Below are 21669 nucleotides of genomic sequence, written 5' to 3'. Positions count from 1 at the left end.
CTTGCGCTACGCGATGGTTTGCGCACCGTAATCACCACTACATGGGGCGCTTGCCGGCCTTCACCTCGTCGGGGTACTCGTCGTAGAACTCGATGTAGCCCTCGTCGCGGCCGGCCAGTACGTAGATGGCGTCGTCGACGTCGCCGCCGTAACCCTCCTTGCGCAGGTCGACTTTCTGCGCCTTGAACGTCGAGGTGTGGGAGAGTTCGGAGACCACCCGCACGAACAGCGGAACCGCATAGCCTGGCAGCTGCTCATGGGCGGCTTTGGCCAGCGCCTTGCCGTCGAACTCCGCGCCGTCCTTTAACTGGATCGCGGCCATCCCGGCCCGGCCGCCGGCACCGGGCACCTCGACGCCGAACACCGTCGCTTCTTCGACCTGCGGGTCGGCGGAGATCGCCGCCTCCACTTCGGTGGTGGCCACGTTCTCGCCCTTCCACCGGAACGTGTCGCCGAGCCGGTCGATGAACGCCGCGTGGCCGAAGCCCTGCGAGCGCATCAGGTCGCCGGTGTTGAACCACACGTCGTTGTCCCGAAAAGCGTTGCGCACCAACTTCTTTTCGGTGGCCCCTTTGTCGGTGTAGCCGTCGAACGGCTGGAAGCTGCTGACCTTGGATAGCAACAGGCCCGGCTCACCCTTGCGCACCTTGCGAACCCGGCCGTCGGCGCCCCGCACGGGCTCACCGGTGTCGGCGTCGTACTCGACGAACGCCACCGGTGACGGACAGATGCCGGTGGTCTTGTCGATGTTGAACACGTTGACGAATGCGGTGTTGCCCTCGCTGGCCGCGTAGAACTCGCAGATCCGCTCAATGCCGAACCGCTCGGTGAACTGGTCCCAGATCGCCGGGCGCAATCCGTTGCCGCAGATCACCCGAACCTTGTGCTGACGGTCCGCCGCGCGGGGCGGCTGGTTGAGCAGGTACGTGCAGATCTCGCCGATGTAGACGAACGCGGTGGCGTCGTAGCGGATCACCTCGTCCCAGAACTTCGAGGCCGAAAACGAGCGGCCCAGCGCCAGCGTGGCACCGGTACTGAGCACCGACGACAACGCCACGGTCAGCGCGTTGTTGTGGTACAGCGGCAGGCAGCAGTACAGGGTGTCGCGGCCGGTGAGCCGCATGCCGAGCGCGCCGAACCCGGCCAGCGCGCGCAACCACCGATAGTGCGTCATCACGCTGGCCTTGGGCATGCCGGTGGTGCCCGAGGTGAAGATGTAGAACGCCTTGTCCTTTGCTAGCACGGCCGCGGTGGTCGGCGGGTTGGTTGTCGGCGCGGTGGTGGCAAGGCGCTTGAGCTCATCGTCGGTCATCAGCCCGCTGGTGTCGGCGCCGCTTTCGGTGATCGGGTCGACGAAGCCGGTCTCGGCGACGACGACCTTGGCGCCCAGCAACCCGAAGCTGTGCTTGAGCACCTCGCCGCGCTGGTTGTAGTTGACCATCCCCGCGATCGCGCCGCACTTGACAGCCGCCAGCATGATCAGCACCGCGTCCGGCGAGTTGCGCAACATGATCCCGACGACGTCGCCGTGGCCGACCCCGCGGGCCGCCAGCACCGCCGCATAGCGGTTGGCGGCCTCGTTGGCCTGGCGATAGCTGATCTGCTCGTCGGCGAACTTGATGAACACCTTGTCGCCGTACTTGGCCGCGCGGTCCTGGAACACCTTGCCGATGGATGTCTTGGCCGACGGGCGGGCGCCGAACCCGGTGACCACGCCGCGAAGGATGGTCGGCACATCGAGAAGCAGGCCCGGCAACTTGCCGGCAACATCCAGCAGCCCGACGTTGGTCCGGGTCCCTGACGTGTCCTCAGTCATGCTCGGCTCCCCTCAACTGCTCCATGTGCGCCTCACCCTAATTACCGGTGCTCAACTTCACTCGCGGGGTGCGCAGGCTTCCATCGCCACCTCGACGTCGTCGACGAGCACCAGCCGGTCCATGGCCTCCTGGGCGACATACCCGCTCTCGACCAAGCCGTGCAGCCACGCGATCAAGCCGTCGTAATGTCCGACGGGATCTAGCATCACCACCGGTTTTTCATGCATACCCAAATATCCGGCAGTCCAGGCAGCGAAGAACTCCTCGAGCGTGCCGATGCCGCCGGGCAGCGCGATGAACGCATCGGCGCGATCCTCCATGACCGATTTGCGCTCCCGCATCGTGTCGGTGACGACGAGCTCGTCGGCGTCGACGTCGGCGACCTCGCGATGGACCAGCGCCTTGGGGATGACACCGACGGTGCGCCCACCGCGCGCCCTGGCGCCGTTGGCCAGCGCGCCCATCGCCGAGACGTTTCCGCCGCCGGACACCAGGGCCCACCCGCGCATGGCGATCGCTTCGCCGACACGCGCGGCCAGCTCGAGTAGTTCTGGATGCGTCGGTCCTGCGGCGCAGTAGACACACACCGCCCATTCGCGGTCGGGTTCTGCGGACATGCGGACAAGCTGACCATATGATCCGGCCGTGCCAGTTGAGTGGGTCACCGCACCGCCCGAGCCCGTGCTGGATGCCGTCGACACCGGCGTTTCCGGGCACGCCGGTGCGGTGTTGATCGGCCCGGCAGGCGTGGGCAAGACGACGGTGGCCCGTGCGGCCGTGCAGCGGTTGGGCTCTCGGTTCGACCGCGTCGACTGGGTGACCGCGACGACGCCGATGGCCGCGGTGCCGTTCGCCGCCGTCGGCCACCTGATCGATATCCCCGACGCGGGCAAGACCGCGGAGGTGCTGCGCACCGCGCGCGAGACGCTGGGTGATGGTCGGCTGCTGGTGGTCGATGACGCGCATCTGTTGGACCGGCTGTCCGCGGCGTTGATCTACCAGTTGGCCGTCGCCGGGACCGCGAAGCTGATCGTGACGGTCGCGCCCAACGGTGTTGTCGCCGAGGAGATCTCGACGCTGTGGGAGGACGGGTTGCTCGAGCGCGTCGACCTGCAGCCCCCAGGGCACGACGACAACCGGCTGGCCGCCGTGATCGGTGACTTCGTGCGCTCGCTTCCGGATGCGGGACGACGGGCGTTGCAGTTCCTGGCCGTCGACGACCCGCTGCCGCAACGCTCGCTCGCGGAGCTGCTGGGCGGCGACGCACTGGCCGAGGCGCAGTCCTGCGCCGCGGTCGTGGTCGACGCGGGGTGGGCGCGTCCGGCGCATCCGTTGTTCGTCGACGCGGTGCGTGACGCGTTGGGCGGGCCCGAGCTGCGCAGGTTACGCACCGAGGTGGTCGACCGGTTGGCCGCCGCGCCCGTCGACGGGGTGGTCGCCCGGTTGCGGCGCGCCGTGTTGGCGCTGGACTGCGACAGCCCGCAGCCACCGGACGAGGTGGCCGCCGCGGCCGAGGAAGCATTGCGGCTCGGCGATTTGGTGCTCGCCGAGCGGCTCGGCCGGGTGGCGTTGCAGCGGGCACCCCAGCTGCGCACGCGGCTGACGCTGGGGTACGCGCTGGCGTGGCAGGGCAGGGGCCGCGACGCCGACGCGGTGCTCGACGCGGTGGATCCGTCGGCGCTGTCGGAGACCGAGTTGATGGCGTGGGCGTTGCCGCGGGCGGCCAACCAGTTCTGGATGCTGTCCGAACCGGAGCGGGCGACGGCGTTCCTGCGGGCGACGCGCAACCGCGTCGCCTCGCCGACGGCGCAGACGACGCTGGACGCGTTGTCGGCGACGTTCGCGATGAACGCGGGCAACCCCGCGCGGGCCAAGCAGATCGCCGACGATGTTCTGACGTCCCCTGCGGCCGACGACACCGCGGTCGGTTGGGCGGCGGCGGCCGCGGCGTTGAGCGCTGCGCGAATGGGACGTTTCGGCGAGGTCGACGCGCTGGCCGAGCGCGCGATCGCCGCCGGGCATCCCGGCCTGCTGCGGTTCACCAGCGGCTTCGGCCAGACCACGGCGCTGGTGATGGGCGGGGAGCTGGACGAGGCGCAGGCGTTGGGCCGGCGGCTCGCCGATTTCGCGCAGCTGCAGCAGCCCGGCCGCGCGATCGGTGAGGTGCTGGTCGCCGACGTGCTGATCGCCAAGGGTGAGCTGGAGCAGGCCGTGGCGCTGTTGCGGCCGGCGGCGGCCGCGCTGGCCCCGACCGGCTATTCGTGGGGCCCGTTGGCGTGGATGCTGCTGGCACAGGCGCTGGGCCAGCTGGGCGCCACGGTCGAGGCCGGCAAAGCGTTGTCGCGCGCGGAATCCCGGCACGGTTTGAAGTCCATGCTGTTTGCCCCCGAGCTCGCGCTGGCGCGGGCGTGGACGATGTCTGCGCGCCGTAACCGGCACGCTGCGGTCGACGCCGCGCGCGATGCGGTGCGCAGCGCCGAGCGGGGCGGGCAGTCGGCGGTGGCGCTGCGCGCGCTGCTGGACGCGGTGCGGCTCGGCGATATCCGCGCGGTCGACGGGCTCGCCCGCGTCGGCGCCGAATGCGAGTGCGCGGTGGGCCAGGTGGCGCTGGCGCACGCCCACGCGCTGGTGGATCGGGACGCGAACGCGCTGGCCGACGTCGCGCAGCGTTACGCCGCGATCGGGATGATGCGGGCCGCCGAGGACGCGTCGGCGCAGAGCGGCTGAATTGGTGTCTCGACCGCTGTAGTCGCAGCTTTAGACTCTGGTCATGAGCGCCAACCTGTACGTACAAACCGACGGTGTGCGGTCCTGCGCGCAGATCCACGAGCGGGTCGTGGGCGGGTTGTCACAGTTGATGGGCCCGGGCGCGACCGACGCGACCGGTGTGCAGACCAGCCACGGGGCCATCGCGTCCGCGGTGAGCACCGCGCTGGCGGGGGTGCTGGGCACCCGCCACGGCACCATGCAGACCACCGCCACCTCGGGTAGCACCATCGCCGAACTTCTGCAGAAGGCCGCCCAGATGTATGAGCAGGGCGACCGCACGGGCGCCGAACGGGTGCGGGCCGCGGCGGAGCCCTCGACTGACTGAAATTTTGCGCTGAGGGCTGGCCACGCCCGACGCGTTACACCCTGCGCGCGACGTCGTCGTCGCCGGTTTCCGGCTGCTGCGGCGGTGCCACCGGGGCCGATTCGGTTGGGCGCTCGCCCGGTTCCGCGCGGTCCTCATCCGCGCGCTGCAGCGGTTCGCGTTCCTGCGCTGAGTCTGCTGCGGCGCTGGCGCCGCGACCGCCCTGGCCGACCTGCATGCCCTGCTGGCCGAGTTGGCCCAGCATCCCGACGATTTGACCCACCGACTGCGAACCGGCGTCGTCGGAACTCGCGTATGCCGCCTGCGCGGCGCCGACCTTGCCGGAAAAGGTGTTCTCCTTGGCCGACAGCGCCGCCACGTTGGCGGCCAGCTGCGCGCCCAGCGTCGGCAGCACGGCCGAGATGGTCGAGCTCATCGCGTCCTGGCCCGCCGGAATCGTTGGTATCTGCGGTAATTCGACCGCAGCCGCGTTCCAGCCGATGGCCTCGGGCTTTCTCAGCGGACTAGACATTGCGTATCTCCTGCCTCACCAGTCGTCGTCGACATCGTCTTCGTCGAGGTCGTGTTCAAGCGGCGCCGGCACCGAGATCCCGGCCACGGTGCCGCCGCTGGTGCCGCGCTGGCCCATCATCGGCGCCATCCCGCCCATGCCGCCGCCTACCCCGGCGGCCGCCGGCGCGACGCCGCCCGCCACCGCGGACCCGGCCGCCGCGCCCTCGGCGGGGGCGGAGCTCACCGGCTTGCTGCCCACCAGGTTCGCCATCTGCGGGGTCTGCAGCGGGATCCCGCCAGCGCCCGGCAGGCCCGCGGCGCGCACCATGCCCGAACCTCCACCCGCGCCCGAGCCACCGGCCAGCGGATGGTTGGAGAACGACGAGAACGGCAGGCCCGCCGAGCCCAGCGCGTCGGCCTTGCCGCCCTGGCCGAACAGCGACGTCAGCTGCTGCAACGGTTGCGAGAGCTGTTGGCCCATCTGCTGCGGTACGGCCATCAGCGCCTGGCCGATCTGCATGGGCATCTGGGTGGCCATCGAGCCCATCTGGGTGGCCATCTGCATGGCCTGCTGCGGACTCTGCGCGGCTTGTTCCCCGCTGTCCTGGGCTTCTTTGGTGCCGGGCACCGGCGGGGCGCCGACGAACGGGATGCTCGGCGGCACCCCGAGCGTGTTGGCCAGCTCGGTCGTATTCGTCGTCACGTTGGCGATGTTCTGCGACAGGCCCATCTTGATGCGGCTCTGCACCAGCTGCTGGGCGTTGCCGAACGGCATCGCCGCGATGGCCTCGCACTCGTGCTGGACCTCTTGGGCGATGGTGTTGGCCAGCATCTTCGTCTTGACGACGGTGGCCTCCATCGCGCGCAGCTTGGCCGCGATCGCGGCGGCCTGTGCGGCGTTGGTTTCGTGGCCGCCGATGATCGTGCTGGCCTCCCCGGCCGCGGCGACCGATCCGGCCCCTTCCCAGGTGTCCGACAGCTGCATCAACTGGCCCTGCTGCTGCGGCACCACGGTGCCGGTCACCTTGGCTGCGAACGTTTCATACGCCGCGGCGGCCGCAGCCAGAACCTCTTCGTCGACGTTCGGCCAGCCCGGGCCCGTCACCGTCTGCGACCCGTACGGGCTGACGTCGGGCATGATCCCCATAACGGTCGAATTTACCGTGCCTGCGGTAGCTACCGGACCGCTTAAATCGGCGCCGATCAGGGCCGACTATGCCGTCTGCAGGCGCCCGTCAGATAGCCGGAGCCTGCGCTGAACGCCGATTTCGTCGAGAAACCGGTCGTCGTGGCTGACGACGAGAAACGCGCCGCGGTAGGCGTTGAGCGCGGACTGAAGTTGCGCCACGCTGGCCAGGTCCAGGTTGTTGGTCGGCTCGTCGAGCAGCAGCAGGTGGGGTGCGGGTTCGCCGAAGAGCACGCAGGCCAGCGTGGCGCGCAGCCGCTCGCCACCGGAGAGCGCGCCGACCGGCAGGTGGATCCGGCCGCCGCCGAACAGGAACTGCGCGAGCAGATGCCGCCGCCGGGTCTCGGAGAGGCCTGGCGCGAACACGTCGAGGTTCTCGGCGACCGAACGCCGCGGGTCCAGCAGATCGAGCCGCTGTGACAGGTAGGCCACCCGTCCGTCGGTGCGCCCCACGGTGCCGGCGGCGGGCGCCTGCGTGCCGTCGACGATCCGCAACAGGGTGGATTTGCCGACGCCGTTGGGGCCGGTGAGCGCGATGCGTTCGGGTCCGCGCACGCTCAGGTCGACGCCGGTGAACAGGGTGCGCGCGCCACGTCGGGCCGCGACGTCCTCGAGCCGCAGCAGTGTGCGACCGGCGGGCACGTCGGTCTGCGGCAGGTCGAGCACGATGGCGTCGTCGTCGCGCAGGCGGCGCTGGGCGTCGTTGAGGCGCGCCCTGGCGTCACCGACTCGGGCGGCATGCACGTCGTCGGCGCGGCCCGCCGATTCCTGGGCCCTGCGCTTCATCGCGCCTGCCACGATCTTCGGCAGCCCGGCGTCTTTGAGGTTGCGCGCGGCGGTATTGGCCCGCCGCGCGGCACGTTCGCGCGCCAGCTGCATGTCGCGCTTTTCGCGTTTGAGTTGTTGTTCGGCGTGGCTCAGGTTGTTCTCGGCGACGCGCTGCGCCTCGGCCACGGTCTCGGTGTACATCGTGAAATTGCCGCCGTACCACAGGATTTCGCCGCGGTGCAGCTCGGCGATACGGTCCATTCGGTCCAGCAGCACCCGGTCGTGGCTGACCAGCAGTAGGCACCCGGTGAAATCCTCGACGGCGTCGTAGAGCTTGTGGCGCGCGTCGGCGTCGAGGTTGTTGGTCGGCTCGTCGAGCAGCAGCACGTCGGGGCGCTGCAGTAGCTGGGCGGCCAACCCGAGCGAGACGACCTCGCCGCCGGACAATGAACCGAGTGCGCGGTCCAGCGCGATGTGCCCCAATCCCAGCCGGTCGAGTTCGGCCCGGCAGCGCTGTTCGACGTCCCAGTCGTCACCGATCGCGGCGAACACGTCGTCGCCGGCGTCACCGTCGGCCAGGGCGTTCAGCGCGGCGATGACGGGGGCGACGCCGAGCACCTCGGCCACGGTGCGCTCGGCGACGAACGGCAGCGTCTGCGGCAGGTAGCCGAGCGTGCCGTCGACGGCCACCGATCCCGTCGTGGGCCGGTACTCGCCGGCAATGAGCTTGAGCAGTGTGCTCTTGCCGGCACCGTTGGGCGCGACCAGCCCGGTGCGGCCGGGCCCGACGCTGACCGACAGGTTCTCCAAGAAAGCGGTGTCGTCCGGCCAGGCGAACGACAGATTCGAGCAGACGATGGAAGACATGCGAGAGAGCTCTCGATAACGAAAAACGACTAGGACACCGGAGTCGTCGTCTTACCGCATGCTTTCAGCGTACGGATCCGGTCAACCGGTTAAATACCGCCGCAGCATGTCGGTAACGGCGGTGATGGCCGCGGTCTCCACCCGCTCGTCGGCGCGGTGCGCGAGATTCGGGTCGCCGGGGCCGTAGTTGAGCGCCGGGATGCCCAGCGCGGCGAAGCGTGCGACGTCGGTCCAGCCGTACTTGGCCCGCACCTGTCCGCCTGCGGCGGCCACCAGCGCCGCGGCGGCCGGCTTGGTCAGCCCCGGCAACGCACCCGCCGCCGAGTCGGTGAGCTCGATCTGCACGTCGAGGCCGTCGAGCACCTCGTGCACGTGGTGCAGCGCCTGTTGCGGGCTGCGGTCGGGTGCGAAGCGGAAATTCACCGTCACCGATGCCGAGTCTGGGATGACGTTGCCCGCGATTCCGCCGTCGACGCCGACCGCGGAGAGCCCCTCGCGGTAGACGCAGCCGTCGATGTCGACGCTGCGGGCCTGATAGTCCTTGAGCCGCGCCAGCACGTCGCCGAGTTTGTGAATCGCGTTGTCGCCCAGCCAGGATCGCGCGGAGTGGGCACGGGTTCCCGAGGCGGTGACGATCACGCGCAGCGTGCCCTGACAGCCCGCCTCGATGTACCCGCCGGACGGTTCGCCGAGGATCGCGACGTCGGCCGCCAGCCAGTCGGGCAGTTCACGCTCGATGCGGCCCAAACCGTTTGCGCTCGCTTCGATTTCCTCGCAGTCATACATCACCAGGGTGATGTCGTGTTGCGGTTCGGCGACCGTCGCGGCCAGGTGCAGAAAGACCGCGTCCCCGGATTTCATGTCGGAGGTGCCGCACCCGTAGAGATACGGGCCCTCGAGCCGGCCGGGCACGTTGTCCGCTATCGGCACGGTGTCGGTGTGGCCGGCCAGCAGCACGCGCGACGGCAGGCCGCGGTGGGTGCGGGCCAGCACCGCGTCGCCGCTGCGGATGATCTCGAAGCCGCTGGTCTGCTCGCGCAGCGCGGTCTCGATCTCGTCGGCGATGCGCTGCTCGTTGCGGGACTCGCTGGGGATGTCCACCAGCGCCGCGGTCAACGCGACCGGATCAGCGTGCAAGTCCAGGCCCACACCGTCCGAGGTTAGTCGAGTAGCCTCATGCGACGTGACTTCTGCTTCTGGCGTCGGCCTTGCGACCATCGCCGCCGACGGATCCGTCCTCGACACCTGGTTTCCGGCCCCCGAACTCAGCGGGGACGGCCCCTCCGGCTCCTCCGGCACCACCCGGCTCTCGACGGCCGAGGTGCCCGCGGAACTGGGTGAGCTCACCGGCCGCGACGACGACCGTGGCGTGGAGATGGTCGCGGTGCGCACCGTCAGCGCGTCGCTGGAGGACAAGGCGGCCGATGCGTACGACGTGTACCTGCGGCTGCACCTGCTGTCGCACCGGTTGGTCGCCCCGCACGGGCTCAACGCCGACGGCTTTTTCGGCTTGTTGACGAACGTCGTGTGGACCAACCACGGCCCGTGCGCGGTGGAGGGGTTCGAGATGGTGCGCGCCCGGCTGCGCCGCCGCGGCCCGGTCACCGTCTACGGCGTCGACAAATTCCCGCGGATGGTCGACTACGTGCTGCCCGCGGGGGTGCGGGTGGCCGACGCCGACCGGGTGCGGCTGGGCGCCCACCTCGCGTCGGGCACCACCGTCATGCATGAGGGGTTCGTCAACTTCAACGCGGGGACGCTGGGCAGTTCGATGGTGGAGGGCCGGATCTCGGCGGGTGTGGTCGTCGACGACGGCTCCGACGTGGGCGGCGGCGCGTCGATTATGGGCACGCTATCGGGCGGTGGCACCGAAGTGATCTCGGTGGGCAAGCGCTGCCTGCTCGGCGCCAATGCTGGCCTTGGCATTTCGTTGGGTGACGACTGTGTGGTCGAGGCGGGTCTCTATGTCACCGCGGGCACCAAGGTGCAGACCGGCGACGGCCAGACCGTCAAGGCGCGGGAACTCTCGGGCGCCAACAACCTTTTGTTCCGGCGCAATTCGGTGACCGGCGCGGTGGAGGTGGTCAAGCGCGACGGCAGCGGTATCACGCTCAACGAAGCGCTGCACCAGAACTAGCCCGTTTGGCTCACTAGGGCGCGAGCTACCCTTTGCCGCGAGCGGGCGTGTTTGAGGACGACACGCCGTCGAAAACCCGAAGTTTACGCACGCTCGCCAGCCTCAGCTCGCCGCGTTGGGCTTCAACGGCGGGCAGCGCCCGTCGACCACCGCGAGCTCGAAATGCCAGATCTCGTTGGCGTAGATCTGACACAGCCCGTACCGAGACCCGTTGCGAATCAACCACATGTCGGCCTGCACGGGTGAGATGTCGACGGCTTCACCGGTGACATGCTTAGACGCCTCCGGCGCGGCGACGAACTCCCGGGCGGCCTCAACGCTCCCGTACTTCTGCACGCCAATGTCGAACAACCGCCGTTGAAAGCCCAATGTCCGCCAGCCGGAGGTGATCCGCATGTCGATGCCGTCGGCCGCGGCGGCCCGGGCGGCATCTTGAACCGCCTTGAGCAGCAACGGGTCGAGCCACCCCACGATCGGGTTGGATACGTCGAACGCGGACAGTGTCCTACCCGCGGGCAGCCAGCCGCCCACCGTGTCGGTGGCCGCGGCGCCGATACTCAGCGGCTCGACGGGAACTGTGCGCTCCGGTTTCGGCGGTGGCGGCGCGGTCCCGCACGCGCACAATGAGAATGCCACCGCGGCTGCCAGGGTCACGAGCGTGCGCAAACTCCGGACTTTGGTCGGCGAGTCGCCCTCAGCCACGCACGCTCGCGGAGGGAAGGATGCAGAATTCGTTGCCCTCCGGATCGGCGAGCACCACCCAGCTGGCGTCGCGCTGCCCGACGTCGACATGCCGGGCACCCATCCCGATCACGCGCTGCACCTCGGCCTGCTGATCGTCGGGCCGGAAATCGAAGTGGATGCGGTTCTTGACCACCTTGGCGTCGAGCACCGACAGGAACAGCCAGTTCGGTCCCGCGCCCGGCGGGGCGTGCAGCACGACGTCGCCGTCGTCGTCGACGTGCTTCTGCCAGCCCAACACCTGCGCCCACCAGGAGCCCAGCATCGTCGCGTCGTGTGCGTCGATGCAAATCTCGTCGAACCTCAGTCCCATTGTGCCAACTCCTTTTTGAGCACCTTTCCCATGGGGTTGCGCGGCAGCGCATCGACCAGCCGCACCTCACGCGGCCGCTTATGCGCCGAGAGTTCATGCGCCACAAAATTGATCAGCGTCGACGGGTCGGCGTCGCCGACGACAAACGCGACGATGCGCTGGCCCAGGTCGTCGTCGGGGACGCCGACAACGGCGGCCTCCCGAACCCCGGGATGCCCAAGCAACACCGTCTCGACTTCGCCTGCGCCGACCCGGAACCCACCAGTCTTGATCAGGTCCACGGATTCGCGGCCCACGATGCGGTGCATCCCGTCACCGTCGATCACCGCGACGTCACCGGTCCGGTACCAGCCGTCGTCGTCGAGCACCTCGGCGGTGGCCTCCGGTCTGTTGAGGTACCCGTCGAACAGGGTTGGGCCCCGAACCCGCAGTCGCCCAATGGTTTCGCCGTCGTGAGGCACATCGGCACCGTGCTCGTCGACCAGTCGGGTCTCGATCCCCGCCAGCGGCGGGCCCACCCAGCCGGGCCGGCGCTCGCCGTCGGCCCGGGTGCTCAACGTGATCAGGGACTCGGTGGCGCCGTACCGCTCGATCGGCCGGTGCCCGGTGACGCCGGCCAGCTTGTCGAACACCGGAACCGGTAGGGGCGCGCTGCCCGACACCAGCAGTCGAGCCGACGCCAATGCGCGCGCCGCGGCGCGGTCGGAGGCCACCCGCGACCATACCGTGGGCACCCCGAAGTACACCGAACCACCGGCGGCGGCATAGGCCGCCGGTTCCGGTTTTCCGGTGTGTACGAACCGGTTACCGATGCGCAGCGAGCCGAGTAGCCCCAGCACCAGGCCGTGCACGTGATACAGGGGCAGTCCGTGCACCAGCGTGTCATCAGGGGTCCATTGCCAAGCCTCGGCGAGCGCGTCGATGTCGGCCGCGACGGCGCGTCGGCCCAGAATCACACCCTTGGGCGCGCCAGTCGTGCCCGATGTGTAGATGATCAGCGCGGGCGCATCGGCGGGCGGTTCGACGTAGCGGTGCCGCGACCGCGCGTGCAGCCGCACCGGCACGTGTTGTAGGCCGTGGTCGTCTGCCGGCTTCTCGCCCAGCCAGGCTTGCGCACCTGAATCGGTGACGATGTGCCTGCGTTCGGTGGCGCCGACGTCGGCGGGTACCGGAACGACGGGCACGCCGGCGATCAGGCAGCCCGTGATTGCCAGCACCGTGGACGCGGTCGGGGTGGCCAGCACCGCGACGCAGCTTGCCCCCGCGACCCGTTCGGCCACCGAGGTGGCCGCGCCGACCAGATCGCTGCGGCTCAGCACGGCTCCGTCGATGCGGACCGCGTCGCCGATATCGGCGCCGCCGGCGACGGCCGCGGGGTTCAGCGAGGCAAGCAACACGTGCGTGAGGATACTGGGCGCGTGAACTCCATCCAGACCATCGCGTCGCGCGAGGTGTACCGCAACAACTGGTTGACGATGCGCGAGGACGCGATCCGCCACCCGGACGGCAGCGACGGCGTCTACGCCGTGGTCGACAAGCCGTCGTATGCGCTGGTGATGGCGTGTGACGGCGACCGTTTCCATCTCGTGGAACAGTTCCGCTATCCGATCGGGCTACGGCGCTGGGAATTTCCGCAGGGCACCGCGCCGGGCGCCGACGAGATGGCGCCTGCGGACCTCGCCGCGCTCGAGCTGCGCCAGGAAACCGGGTTGCGGGCCTCCGATATGCGGGTGCTCGGTCAGCTCGACGTCGCCCCGGGGATGAGCAGCCAGCGCGGCTGGGTCTTTCTCGCCACGGGCATCACCGAGGGCGAGCATGAACGCGAGCATGAAGAACAGGACATGCACAGCGAGTGGTTCGCCCGCGCGGAGGTGGCACGGATGATCCGCGACGGCGAGATCACCGACGCCCAGTCGGTTGCGGCGTGGGCGCTGCTGTTGCTCGCCGAGCATTTGCCGATGCGGTGACTTTCCGCCCGTACCGCGGTCTACCTCCTGGACGTGCACACGACAACTGGAGGCAGCATGACGGGAATCGGCACGATGCGGATCGGTATGTATTCGTTCGCTTGCCGCGACGCCGCGACGCTCGCGGGGTTCTGGGCCAAGGTGCTCAACCGGCCGGTGGACGACGGCGCTTCTGCGGACTTCGCGACCATAGGCCTCAACGACGGCGGTGTGACGTGGATGTTCGAGCGCCGATCCGATGCGCAGCTACCCAGCGGGCAGAATCGGCTGATGATCGACTTCGACGGCGGACCGTCTTGGTCGCACCATGCCGACCGGGTGGAATCGCTCGGCGCGCTCCGAGTCAGCGATCACCATGACGACGGTCTGGATTGGGTCGTCTTTCGCGACACCGAAGACAACACCTTCCGGATCTTCTCTCCTCGGCCCGAATGAGTGTCCGGTGGCCGCTGTCGGGCCGATGTGTGCCGAAGCGGCGATCGGCACTCGAGTTCGGCGCTGCGCGGGCGCTGCTGCGTTGCGGCAAACCCGCATAATCTCAGGGCTGATTCTGGTTCGGTTGCGGCTGACGATCGGATTGCGCAGGCGCGCTGGGCGTTGTGGTCGTGACGCACGTGCATCGCTTGTTCGCCGATACGAATCTGTGACCCCGTCGTAGCCTTCGGCAAACCGTGTCCTGGCGCGTCTTGGCGAGCGTGCCAAATAGGCTGGCGGGCATGTCTGCCCGTCCCGTGACCAGCGTGCTGCTCGGTCTTGTCTGTGCGACCGGGATAGGGGTTTCGGCGGTCCCGACCGCTGCGGCGGCAGACGCGCAATGGAACGGGCGCTATCAGATCGTCACCTTCGCGTCCGAGAAGATGGGCACCAGTGTGGCCGCAGCTCAGGCCGAGCCGGACTTCGGCGCCCAGTATGTGCTGTCCACCGACTGTTCGAGCGGGCTGTGCGTGGCCACTGTCGTGGACGGGCCCGCACCGAGCAATCCGACCATCCCGCAACCTGTCCGGTACACCTGGGACGGGTCGCGGTGGCAGTATTCGTACAACTGGCAGTGGGAATGCTTCCGCGGTGACGGGTTGCCCACGCAGTACGCGCCGGCGCAGTCACGGGTTTTCTACGCTCCTGATGTCGACGGGTCGATGTTCGGAACGTGGCGCACCGAGATCCTTTCCGGCCCGTGCCGCGGCACCGTCACCATGCCGGTCGCCGCGTACGCCCTCTAGCGTCCGCGTTCGACCAACGCACGTGGGAAGAACGCGAGGTGGGGCCGGGCGTTCGGCCGGTCGGCGCAGAAAGTAGGCATAACGCTGGGTGTCTAACCGGCACGTAGCTGCGGACACGGTTGCCGTCGTCGGTATGCCGCTGCTGTTCGTTGTCGCGAATGCCTCAGAGCATCTGGTATTCGAAACCGTTGTTCGCCTGTCGTTTTGGACCGCGATTCCAGATACCACGTGCACGGTCCCGCGGTCGTGTGTGGCGCCCAAGGGATAGCCATCGCAGGCCATCGGTATCTTCAGGCACCGCAGGTAGAAAGCGGTGACATCGTCGCGGCGGCCGAGCGAGCGATTGCAGATCCGTCCCAACACGTTTCGTCGCCGGGTGCGCCGTGCCGAACAGTTGCTGTCCACGTCACTGCCGGATCCCGATGTGCAACTGCTGTTGTCGCTGAATCTGCGAGCTACCTCCTGACGACGCCGATCGTGGATACTAAGCTTGCAAAGGAGGCGGCCGTGAGTGCAATTGGGGCGGCCGCGTTCTCGTCAGCATCCTTCGACCGATTTGGGAGCACACATGAAAACCAGCATCATGACACCCATGGCCGTCGCGGGTATCGCGACGCTTGGAATCGCCATGGCGCCCATGGCTGCCGCCGACAGCTACCCCACCACCGCGTCCTTCGGCGCGGCTCAAGAACTCATCGACGCCAGCGGTGTTGTCGTCACCGGTTGGACGGTTGAAGAACTGGAGCCGAGCGACGACGTTCTGCCGGGCTACCAGCCGGTCGGTACGCTGTATGAGGCCGACGCCACCGTCACAGCGGTCAGGGGCACAGTCACGCCGATCATCTCCAACTTCAACGCCCGCGCGGCCAACGGCGAGACGTATCGCGCGATCTTCACCGTGCCGACACCGGAGGGCGTCAACCCCGCCACCCTCACCGAGGGCGCATCATCGGAGGGCGAACTGTTCTTCGACGTCACCGGCCCGGTTCCAAACAGCGTCATCTACAACGCCGGCGGCCAAGACCTGTTGGTCTGGACTGGTGCTACGGCTGCACCAGAAGAGGTCGTCGACGAGGTCATCATCGAAGAGACCGAGACCGAGACCGAGACCGAGACCGAGGTGATCGTGGAAGAGGAGATCACCGAAGAGCAGTAGTAGACGGTCGTGGTTGTGGTTCAGGCCGAGAGTCGCTGTGCGGCAGCGTTGATGCGCTCGTCGGGTGCGGTTAACGCGACGCGCACGTGGTGTGACCCGCGCGGACCGTAGAACTCACCCGGCGCCACCAGGATGCCACGCCCTGCCAGCCATGCGACGGTGTCTCGGCACGGCTGGCCGCGCGTGGCCCACAGATACAACCCCGCCTCCGAGTCGTCGACGGTAAACCCGGCCGCGCGCAGCGCCGGCAGCAGCACATCGCGTCGCCGCGCGTAGCGGGCACGCTGTTCGTGCTCGTGCTCGTCGTCGTCGAGCGCGGCGACCATCGCGGACTGCACCGGCGTCGGCACCATCATTCCGGCGTGCTTGCGCACCGCCAACAACTCCGCCACCAGCGCCGCATCGCCGGCCACGAAACCGGCCCGGTACCCCGCAAGCGACGACGACTTGGACAGCGAGTGCACCGCCAACAGCCCGGTGTGGTCACCCTCGCTGACCGACGGATGCAGCACCGACAGCGGTTCGGCGTCCCAGCCCAACCCCAGATAGCACTCGTCGGACGCGATCAACACGCCGCGCTCTCGCGCCCAGCCGACGACCTTGCGCAGATGGTCGACGCCCAGCACCTTGCCCGTCGGGTTGCTCGGTGAGTTGATGTACACCAGCGCGGGCCGCTGCGGGCCGAGCTGGGTCAGCGAGTCCGCCCGCAGCACCTGCGCTCTGGCCAGCCGCGCGCCCACATCGTAAGTGGGGTAGGCCAATTCGGGCACCACGACGGTGTCCTCATACCCCAGCCCCAGCAGCGTCGGCAGCCAGGCGATCAGCTCCTTGGTGCCGATCACCGGCAACACCGCCGCCTCCGACAGCCCGGTGACCCCGTAGCGACGGGCCAACGCCGCGACGGCCGATTCCCGCAACGCCGACGTGCCGGCGGTCGTCGGATAACCCGGCGAGGCGCTGGCGGCCGCCAACGCCTCGCGGATCACCGGCGCCACCGGGTCGATCGGGGTACCGACCGACAGGTCGACGATGCCGTCAGGGTGCGAGCGGGCCAGCGCGGTGACGTCGGCCAGGGTGTCCCACGGGAACACCGGCAGCGACGCCGAGCGGAGATTTCGCACCGCGCGCTGCTCCACGGACATGTGCCCGCCCCGCTGACGAACCGTTATCAGTCCTCGCCCTGGGGCGGCAGGTCCTTGACGACCTGCGGGTCGTTCTCGGTCATGCCGACCTTGGACGCGCCGCCCGGCGATCCCAGCTCGACGAAGAAGTCGGCGTTGATCTGGGTGTACTCGCTCCACTGGTCGGGCACATCGTCTTCGTAGTAGATGGCCTCGACCGGGCAGACCGGCTCGCATGCGCCGCAGTCGACGCATTCGTCCGGATGGATGTACAGCATGCGTGCACCCTCGTAGATGCAGTCGACAGGGCACTCCTCGATACACGCCTTGTCTTTGACGTCGACGCAGGGTTCGGCAATCGTGTACGTCACAGGTTGCTCCTCGATCTCCTGTCCAGCGGGGCTGTTCGTTCTTGGACGGTGGTCTCAGTGTGCCTTATGTCCGCGCTCGCCCTCGGCTAAGGGTGGCGCGTGGTTACTGATACTAAACGTTGCACATACAGGCCGCCTACCGCGACTCCCCTATGCGCCTCAGTGCACTGCAACAAATTGCATATGTCTGCCGCAGGTTCTATGCTGCCGACGTGGCGTTACCCCACGCCATCCTGGTGGCGCTGAGCGAACAGCCCGGTTCCGGCTATGAGCTTGCCCGTCGGTTCGACCGGTCCATCGGTTACTTCTGGGCCGCATCGCACCAGCAGATCTACCGGACGCTGCGCACCATGGAAGACGACGGCTGGGTCCATGCGACGCCGGTTGTCCAGCAGGGCCGACCGGACAAGAAGGTCTACACGGTCTCCGACGCCGGGCACGCCGAGCTGGCGCGATGGATCGCCGAACCGTTGTCCGGCCGGGGCAACACGGTGGCCGACAACCGCACGCGCGAGCTGGCCGTGAAGGTCCGTGGCGCAACCTACGGCGACGTCACCGCGCTGCACGCCCAGGTGATCGCGCTGCGTGCCGAACGAGTCGACCTGCTCAACACCTACCGGGGTTACCAGAAGCGACAGTTTCCCAACCCGGTGAACCTCAAAGGCGGTGCACTGCACCAGTATCTGGTGTTGCGCGGCCGTATCCGCGCCGAGGAAGGCGCGATCGGCTGGCTCGACGAAGTTGCTGCGGCGTTGGAGGCCACATGAGCTATCCGAACTTGTTGTCGCCGTTGGCTCTTGGGTTCACCACGCTGCGCAACCGCGTCATGATGGGAGCTATGCACACCGGCCCGGCGCCCTGGCTGTAGCGTCCGCGAACTGCCGCAGGGTTGTGATTTCACGGCGACCACAACCCTGGTTTCGAAATCGCGGTATTGCGGCGACAGCCTTGCTATACCTGCAGAATGACGCAGCGCTGTGCACCCATCCACCGGAACGCCGTCGTGCATGTCCGCCAGCTCACCGCCGACGAGTTGGACAGCTTGCGCGCGGCGAAGAAGGTCTTCAAGGAAAGCGCCTGGGACGAGTGGCGGACCACCCAGCCGCTGATCTTCGATGAGTTCAACGAAACCTTCCAAGTACCCAGAGATTTCGCCACCGATCTGGTGTCGGTCCCGGGTGTGGTGTCGTGGTTCATCCCGCGCGCCGGCCGCTATGCACGGGCGGCCGTGCTGCACGATTATCTGTGGCGCTACCCGGAGCGCACCGGTTGCGACCGCCGCCAAGCCGATTACCGGTTCCGCCGCCAGATGCAACGCGACGGCGTGAGCCTGCTGCGGCGCTGGGTCATGTGGGCCGCGGTGCGGATGGCAGCGATTGTGCAGGGTAGGGGCGGCGCCGGATGGCAAAAGGATGTGCTGGGCGCGCTGATGCTGTTAGTGTTCGTTGCGCTGCCCATCGTTTTGCTACCGGCCGTCGCGATCCTCGCCTCGACGTTCGTGTTCTGGTTTCTCGAGATGCTCATCGCAGTCGTGGTTCCCGACGAGGCACGGCCGCGGATTCAGCTGAAAACCTGACCGTTTTCCGCGAGGGTGCACGGAATGCGGCTCGGAGCCCGCGTGGCGGTGCGCAGACACGCACGCTCGCGCACCGAAAAGTGCGGGCTAGGCCGCCAGCGGGTCGTATGTCGTGGAGCGCTGCCGAGCGCGGCGGCCGATACCCTCGGCGATCGCCGTCAGTTCCTCGACAGTCTTGGCCGAGCCGAACTCCGAACCGGCCATCCGCGAAATGGTCTCCTCCATCAGTGTCCCGCCGAGGTCGTTCGCGCCGCCACGCAACATCACCTGCGTGCGCTCGGTGCCGAGCTTGACCCAGCTGGTCTGGATGTTGGCGATCCTGCCGTGCAACATGATACGCGCCAGCGCGTGCACCGCGCGGTTGTCGCGGTGCGTCGGCCCCGGCCGCGCACCGCCGGCCAGATACAGCGGCGAGCTCTGGTGGACGAACGGCAGCGGAACGAACTCGGTGAATCCGCCCGTGCGGTCCTGGATCTCGCGCAACACCCGCAGATGGCCGACCCAGTGCCGCGGGGTGTCGACATGGCCGTACATCATCGTCGAGCTCGACGGCAACCCGACTTCGTGGGCGGCGGTGACGATTTCGATCCACATCGACGTCGGCAGCTTGCCCTTGGTCAGGACCCAGCGCACCTCGTCGTCGAGAATCTCCGCCGCCGTGCCCGGGATGCTCCCCAGACCCGCCTCACGCAACGCCGTCAGCCACTCTTGCGTCGAGAGCCCGCTGCGGGCAACGCCGTTGGCGATCTCCATCGGCGAGAAGGCGTGCACATGTATGGAAGGAACCCGCGCCTTGACCGCGCGCACCAGGTCGGCGTAGCCCGTCACCGGCAGTTCGGGGTCGATACCGCCCTGCATGCACACCTCGGTGGCGCCGGCCACGTGCGCCTCCCACGCTCGGTCGGCGACCTCGTCGACAGACAACGAGTACGCATCGGCGTCGCCCTTGCGCTGCGCGAACGCGCAGAACCGACATCCGGTGTAGCAGATGTTGGTGAAATTGATGTTGCGGTTGACGACGAAGGTCACGTCGTCACCGACGGTGTCGCGACGAAGCGAATCCGCCAGGGCCCCAACAGCGTCCAATGCCGGTCCGTCGGCCACCGCGAGCGCCAGGTACTCGTCGTCGGACAGGCCCGCCGGATCCTGTTCGGCTTTGCGCAGCGCGGCCAGCACGTCGGTGTCAATGCGCTCGGGCGCCCGAGCGGCCAGTTCGTTCACCTTCTCCCGGATCGACTCCCAGTCGCCGAACGCGCTGCCAAGATCGCTGCGGGTGTCGGTCAACCGTCCCGCGGTATCGATGGCCGAATGAAGGTCGGTGCGGCCCAGGGACTCCCATGCCTCGTCGGGCTCCTGCCACGGCTGCCCCACGGGATTGACATCGGCTGCCAACCCGGTCGCCGGATCGGCGAGCGCGTCGACGTGGCCACGCACCCGCGGATCGATCCACGCCGCGCCCGCCTGGACGTACTGCGGTTGGGCGGTGAGCCGCTGCATCAGGTCGTAGCCGGCTTCGGCGGTGACCGAGGACAACTCGTCTAACCCCGGCCACGGGCGCTCCGGGTTGACGTGGTCGGGCGTCAGGGGTGACACGCCGCCCCAGTCGTCGACACCCGCGCCGACCAACGTCAGGCACTCCGAGCGCGATACCAGGTTCGGCGGCGCCTGCACCCGCATCTTGGGCCCCATCACCAGCCGGGTGACCGCCACGGTCGCGATGAAGTCGTCGAACGCAGCGTCCGGCGACGATGCCATCGCGGTGTGGTCCTTGGCGCGGAAGTTCTGCACGATGACTTCCTGCACATGGCCGAACTCCTTATGGGAGCGCCGGATCGCGTGGATGGTTTCGGCACGTTCGGTCAGGTTTTCGCCGATGCCGACGAGCAGGCCGGTGGTGAACGGGATGGACAACCGGCCCGCGTCGGCCAGCACGCGCAGGCGAACCTGCGGGTCCTTGTCCGGGCTGCCGTAGTGCGCCAGGCCCTTGGTCTCGAACAGTCGCCGCGACGTGGTTTCCAGCATCATGCCCATCGACGGGGCCACCGGCTTGAGCCGCGACAGCTCCGACCAGCTCATCACCCCGGGGTTCAAATGCGGCAGCAGGCCGGTCTCCTCCAGCACCCGGATCGCCATCGCCCGCACGTAGTCCAGCGTGGAGTCGTAGCCGCGTTCGTCGAGCCATTGCTTTGCCTCGTCCCAGCGCGTCTCGGGTCGGTCGCCGAGCGTGAACAACGCTTCCTTACAACCTAATTCGGCCCCGCGGCGCGCCACGTCGAGGATCTCGTCGGGCTCCATGTACATGCCCAGCCCGGCCGCGCGCAGCTTGCCGGGAACGGTGACGAAGGTGCAGTAGTGGCAGGTGTCGCGGCAGAGATGGGTGACCGGGATGAACACCTTGGGTGAATAGGTGACCGGTAGGCGGCCGTTGGGGCCGCGTCGGCCGGCCGCCTCGAGTCCCGCGTCACGCACCCGTGCCGCGCTGGTGCACAGGTCGGCGAGGTCGTCGCCGCGCGCGGTCATCGCAATCGCGGCTTCGTCTACGTTGAGCGCCACGCCGTCGCGAGCACGGCGCAGGACACGCCGCAGGGCGGCGGAACTCGGTACGTCGGACTTCGGTGGGAGCAACGGATTGGGCAGGTCGGCGCCGCGCTGCGGGTTCAGAGCCACTCTCGTGTAACCCCGACGTCGGCGGCGATCATCCGCCTGTCTCACATATTGAAACGACTGCGCCTGGCATACCGGCCACAGTAGTCCGGTCGGTCCGCCGTGGCGTACACCCCATCTGCGCGATAATCCCCGTAGATTGACAGCAACGTAAGTTCCACCCACCGCGGTGGCAGGCA

At 68.4% G+C, this 21669-nt stretch carries 22 protein-coding genes and 1 pseudogene; 11 read left to right on the top strand and 12 right to left on the bottom strand.

Features of this window, described 5'->3' with window-relative positions; translation table 11 throughout:
• Window positions 1-37: 37 nt before the first annotated feature.
• Both fadD6 and ABQE44_RS03530 read right to left on the bottom strand, forming a co-directional pair.
• A complete protein-coding gene (gene fadD6, locus ABQE44_RS03535) occupies window positions 38-1816 on the bottom strand; it encodes a long-chain-acyl-CoA synthetase FadD6 (RefSeq protein WP_448428276.1) in 1779 nt (592 codons plus the stop codon).
• Between the two features lie 57 nt (window positions 1817-1873).
• Complete coding sequence (locus ABQE44_RS03530) at window positions 1874-2434, bottom strand: cytokinin riboside 5'-monophosphate phosphoribohydrolase (protein ID WP_448393417.1); 561 nt, start codon at window positions 2432-2434, stop codon at window positions 1874-1876.
• 28 nt (window positions 2435-2462) lie between these two features.
• Between ABQE44_RS03530 and ABQE44_RS03525 the strand changes: the two genes are divergently transcribed.
• Both ABQE44_RS03525 and ABQE44_RS03520 read left to right on the top strand, forming a co-directional pair.
• Window positions 2463-4544 carry an ATP-binding protein gene (locus ABQE44_RS03525; protein ID WP_448428274.1) on the top strand — a complete coding sequence of 694 codons (2082 nt, stop codon included), beginning with the start codon at window positions 2463-2465 and terminating at the stop codon, window positions 4542-4544.
• Window positions 4545-4587: 43 nt separating this feature from the next.
• Window positions 4588-4911, top strand: a complete 324-nt coding sequence (locus tag ABQE44_RS03520; RefSeq protein WP_448428272.1) for an ESX-1 secretion-associated protein — start codon at window positions 4588-4590, stop codon at window positions 4909-4911.
• A gap of 34 nt (window positions 4912-4945) precedes the next feature.
• Here ABQE44_RS03520 and ABQE44_RS03515 read toward each other — a convergent pair whose 3' ends face one another.
• From ABQE44_RS03515 to dapE, 4 genes are all read right to left on the bottom strand, one after another.
• Window positions 4946-5422, bottom strand: coding sequence for a hypothetical protein (locus tag ABQE44_RS03515; protein WP_448428270.1), 477 nt, complete (start codon window positions 5420-5422; stop codon window positions 4946-4948).
• Between the two features lie 15 nt (window positions 5423-5437).
• Window positions 5438-6550, bottom strand: a complete 1113-nt coding sequence (locus ABQE44_RS03510) for a hypothetical protein (protein ID WP_448428268.1) — start codon at window positions 6548-6550, stop codon at window positions 5438-5440.
• A gap of 66 nt (window positions 6551-6616) precedes the next feature.
• Window positions 6617-8224 carry an ABC-F family ATP-binding cassette domain-containing protein gene (locus ABQE44_RS03505; RefSeq protein ID WP_448428266.1) on the bottom strand — a complete coding sequence of 536 codons (1608 nt, stop codon included), beginning with the start codon at window positions 8222-8224 and terminating at the stop codon, window positions 6617-6619.
• An 81-nt stretch (window positions 8225-8305) separates the two neighbouring features.
• Window positions 8306-9373: a succinyl-diaminopimelate desuccinylase gene (dapE, locus tag ABQE44_RS03500; RefSeq protein WP_448428264.1), complete on the bottom strand. Its 1068-nt coding sequence runs from the start codon at window positions 9371-9373 to the stop codon at window positions 8306-8308.
• Between the two features lie 34 nt (window positions 9374-9407).
• Between dapE and dapD the strand changes: the two genes are divergently transcribed.
• Window positions 9408-10361, top strand: coding sequence for a 2,3,4,5-tetrahydropyridine-2,6-dicarboxylate N-succinyltransferase (gene dapD, locus ABQE44_RS03495; RefSeq protein WP_448428262.1), 954 nt, complete (start codon window positions 9408-9410; stop codon window positions 10359-10361).
• Window positions 10362-10463: 102 nt separating this feature from the next.
• Here the strand turns inward: dapD and ABQE44_RS03490 are convergent, their stop codons facing one another.
• The 3 genes from ABQE44_RS03490 to ABQE44_RS03480 are packed head-to-tail and all read right to left on the bottom strand — an operon-like array spanning window position 10464 to window position 12812.
• Window positions 10464-10997, bottom strand: coding sequence for a M15 family metallopeptidase (locus ABQE44_RS03490; RefSeq protein ID WP_448428260.1), 534 nt, complete (start codon window positions 10995-10997; stop codon window positions 10464-10466).
• 58 nt (window positions 10998-11055) lie between these two features.
• Window positions 11056-11415, bottom strand: coding sequence for a VOC family protein (locus ABQE44_RS03485; RefSeq protein WP_448428258.1), 360 nt, complete (start codon window positions 11413-11415; stop codon window positions 11056-11058).
• Window positions 11406-12812: an acyl-CoA synthetase gene (locus ABQE44_RS03480; RefSeq protein WP_448428256.1), complete on the bottom strand. Its 1407-nt coding sequence runs from the start codon at window positions 12810-12812 to the stop codon at window positions 11406-11408. Before ABQE44_RS03480 ends, ABQE44_RS03485 begins: the two co-directional genes overlap by 10 nt.
• Before the next feature lie 78 nt (window positions 12813-12890).
• Between ABQE44_RS03480 and ABQE44_RS03475 the strand changes: the two genes are divergently transcribed.
• The 5 genes from ABQE44_RS03475 (at window position 12891) to ABQE44_RS03455 (ending at window position 15758) form a co-directional block, all read left to right on the top strand.
• Complete coding sequence (locus ABQE44_RS03475; RefSeq protein WP_448393576.1) at window positions 12891-13382, top strand: NUDIX domain-containing protein; 492 nt, start codon at window positions 12891-12893, stop codon at window positions 13380-13382.
• Window positions 13383-13439: 57 nt separating this feature from the next.
• On the top strand, window positions 13440-13817 hold the full coding sequence (locus ABQE44_RS03470; protein ID WP_448393406.1) for a VOC family protein: 378 nt from the start codon (window positions 13440-13442) through the stop codon (window positions 13815-13817).
• A 281-nt stretch (window positions 13818-14098) separates the two neighbouring features.
• Window positions 14099-14602, top strand: a complete 504-nt coding sequence (locus ABQE44_RS03465) for an Rv2253 family sensor-like surface protein (protein WP_448428254.1) — start codon at window positions 14099-14101, stop codon at window positions 14600-14602.
• 313 nt (window positions 14603-14915) lie between these two features.
• The gene (locus ABQE44_RS03460) at window positions 14916-15068 is read left to right on the top strand and encodes a helix-turn-helix domain-containing protein (RefSeq protein ID WP_448428252.1); all 153 of its coding nucleotides are present in this window, start codon (window positions 14916-14918) and stop codon (window positions 15066-15068) included.
• A 102-nt stretch (window positions 15069-15170) separates the two neighbouring features.
• Entirely contained in the window at window positions 15171-15758 is a 588-nt protein-coding gene (locus ABQE44_RS03455) for an MPT63 family protein (RefSeq protein WP_448428250.1), read from the top strand.
• Between the two features lie 20 nt (window positions 15759-15778).
• Here ABQE44_RS03455 and dapC read toward each other — a convergent pair whose 3' ends face one another.
• Together dapC and fdxA are read right to left on the bottom strand one after the other, a co-directional pair.
• Window positions 15779-16879 (bottom strand): succinyldiaminopimelate transaminase, encoded by a 1101-nt coding sequence (gene dapC, locus ABQE44_RS03450; RefSeq protein ID WP_448428248.1) that lies wholly within the window; start codon window positions 16877-16879, stop codon window positions 15779-15781.
• A gap of 47 nt (window positions 16880-16926) precedes the next feature.
• The gene (gene fdxA / locus ABQE44_RS03445; protein ID WP_069407480.1) at window positions 16927-17250 is read right to left on the bottom strand and encodes a ferredoxin; all 324 of its coding nucleotides are present in this window, start codon (window positions 17248-17250) and stop codon (window positions 16927-16929) included.
• Between the two features lie 212 nt (window positions 17251-17462).
• On the opposite strand from fdxA, the gene ABQE44_RS03440 reads away from it, so the two are divergent.
• The 3 genes and pseudogenes from ABQE44_RS03440 (at window position 17463) to ABQE44_RS03430 (ending at window position 18826) form a co-directional block, all read left to right on the top strand.
• A complete protein-coding gene (locus ABQE44_RS03440) occupies window positions 17463-18017 on the top strand; it encodes a PadR family transcriptional regulator (protein WP_448393401.1) in 555 nt (184 codons plus the stop codon).
• A pseudogene (locus tag ABQE44_RS03435) lies at window positions 18014-18100 on the top strand (hypothetical protein); the annotation flags it as partial. The gene ABQE44_RS03440 and the pseudogene ABQE44_RS03435, both read left to right, overlap by 4 nt.
• A gap of 114 nt (window positions 18101-18214) precedes the next feature.
• Window positions 18215-18826, top strand: coding sequence for a DUF1353 domain-containing protein (locus tag ABQE44_RS03430; protein ID WP_448428246.1), 612 nt, complete (start codon window positions 18215-18217; stop codon window positions 18824-18826).
• 87 nt (window positions 18827-18913) lie between these two features.
• Here ABQE44_RS03430 and ABQE44_RS03425 read toward each other — a convergent pair whose 3' ends face one another.
• The gene (locus ABQE44_RS03425) at window positions 18914-21493 is read right to left on the bottom strand and encodes a bifunctional FO biosynthesis protein CofGH (RefSeq protein ID WP_448393399.1); all 2580 of its coding nucleotides are present in this window, start codon (window positions 21491-21493) and stop codon (window positions 18914-18916) included.
• Between the last annotated feature and the right edge of the window lie 176 nt (window positions 21494-21669).

The sequence above is a fragment of the Mycolicibacterium sp. XJ2546 genome, assembly GCF_053483195.1.
Note: the sequence above shows the minus strand (reverse complement) of the source record. Positions and strands in the feature narration are given on the sequence as shown.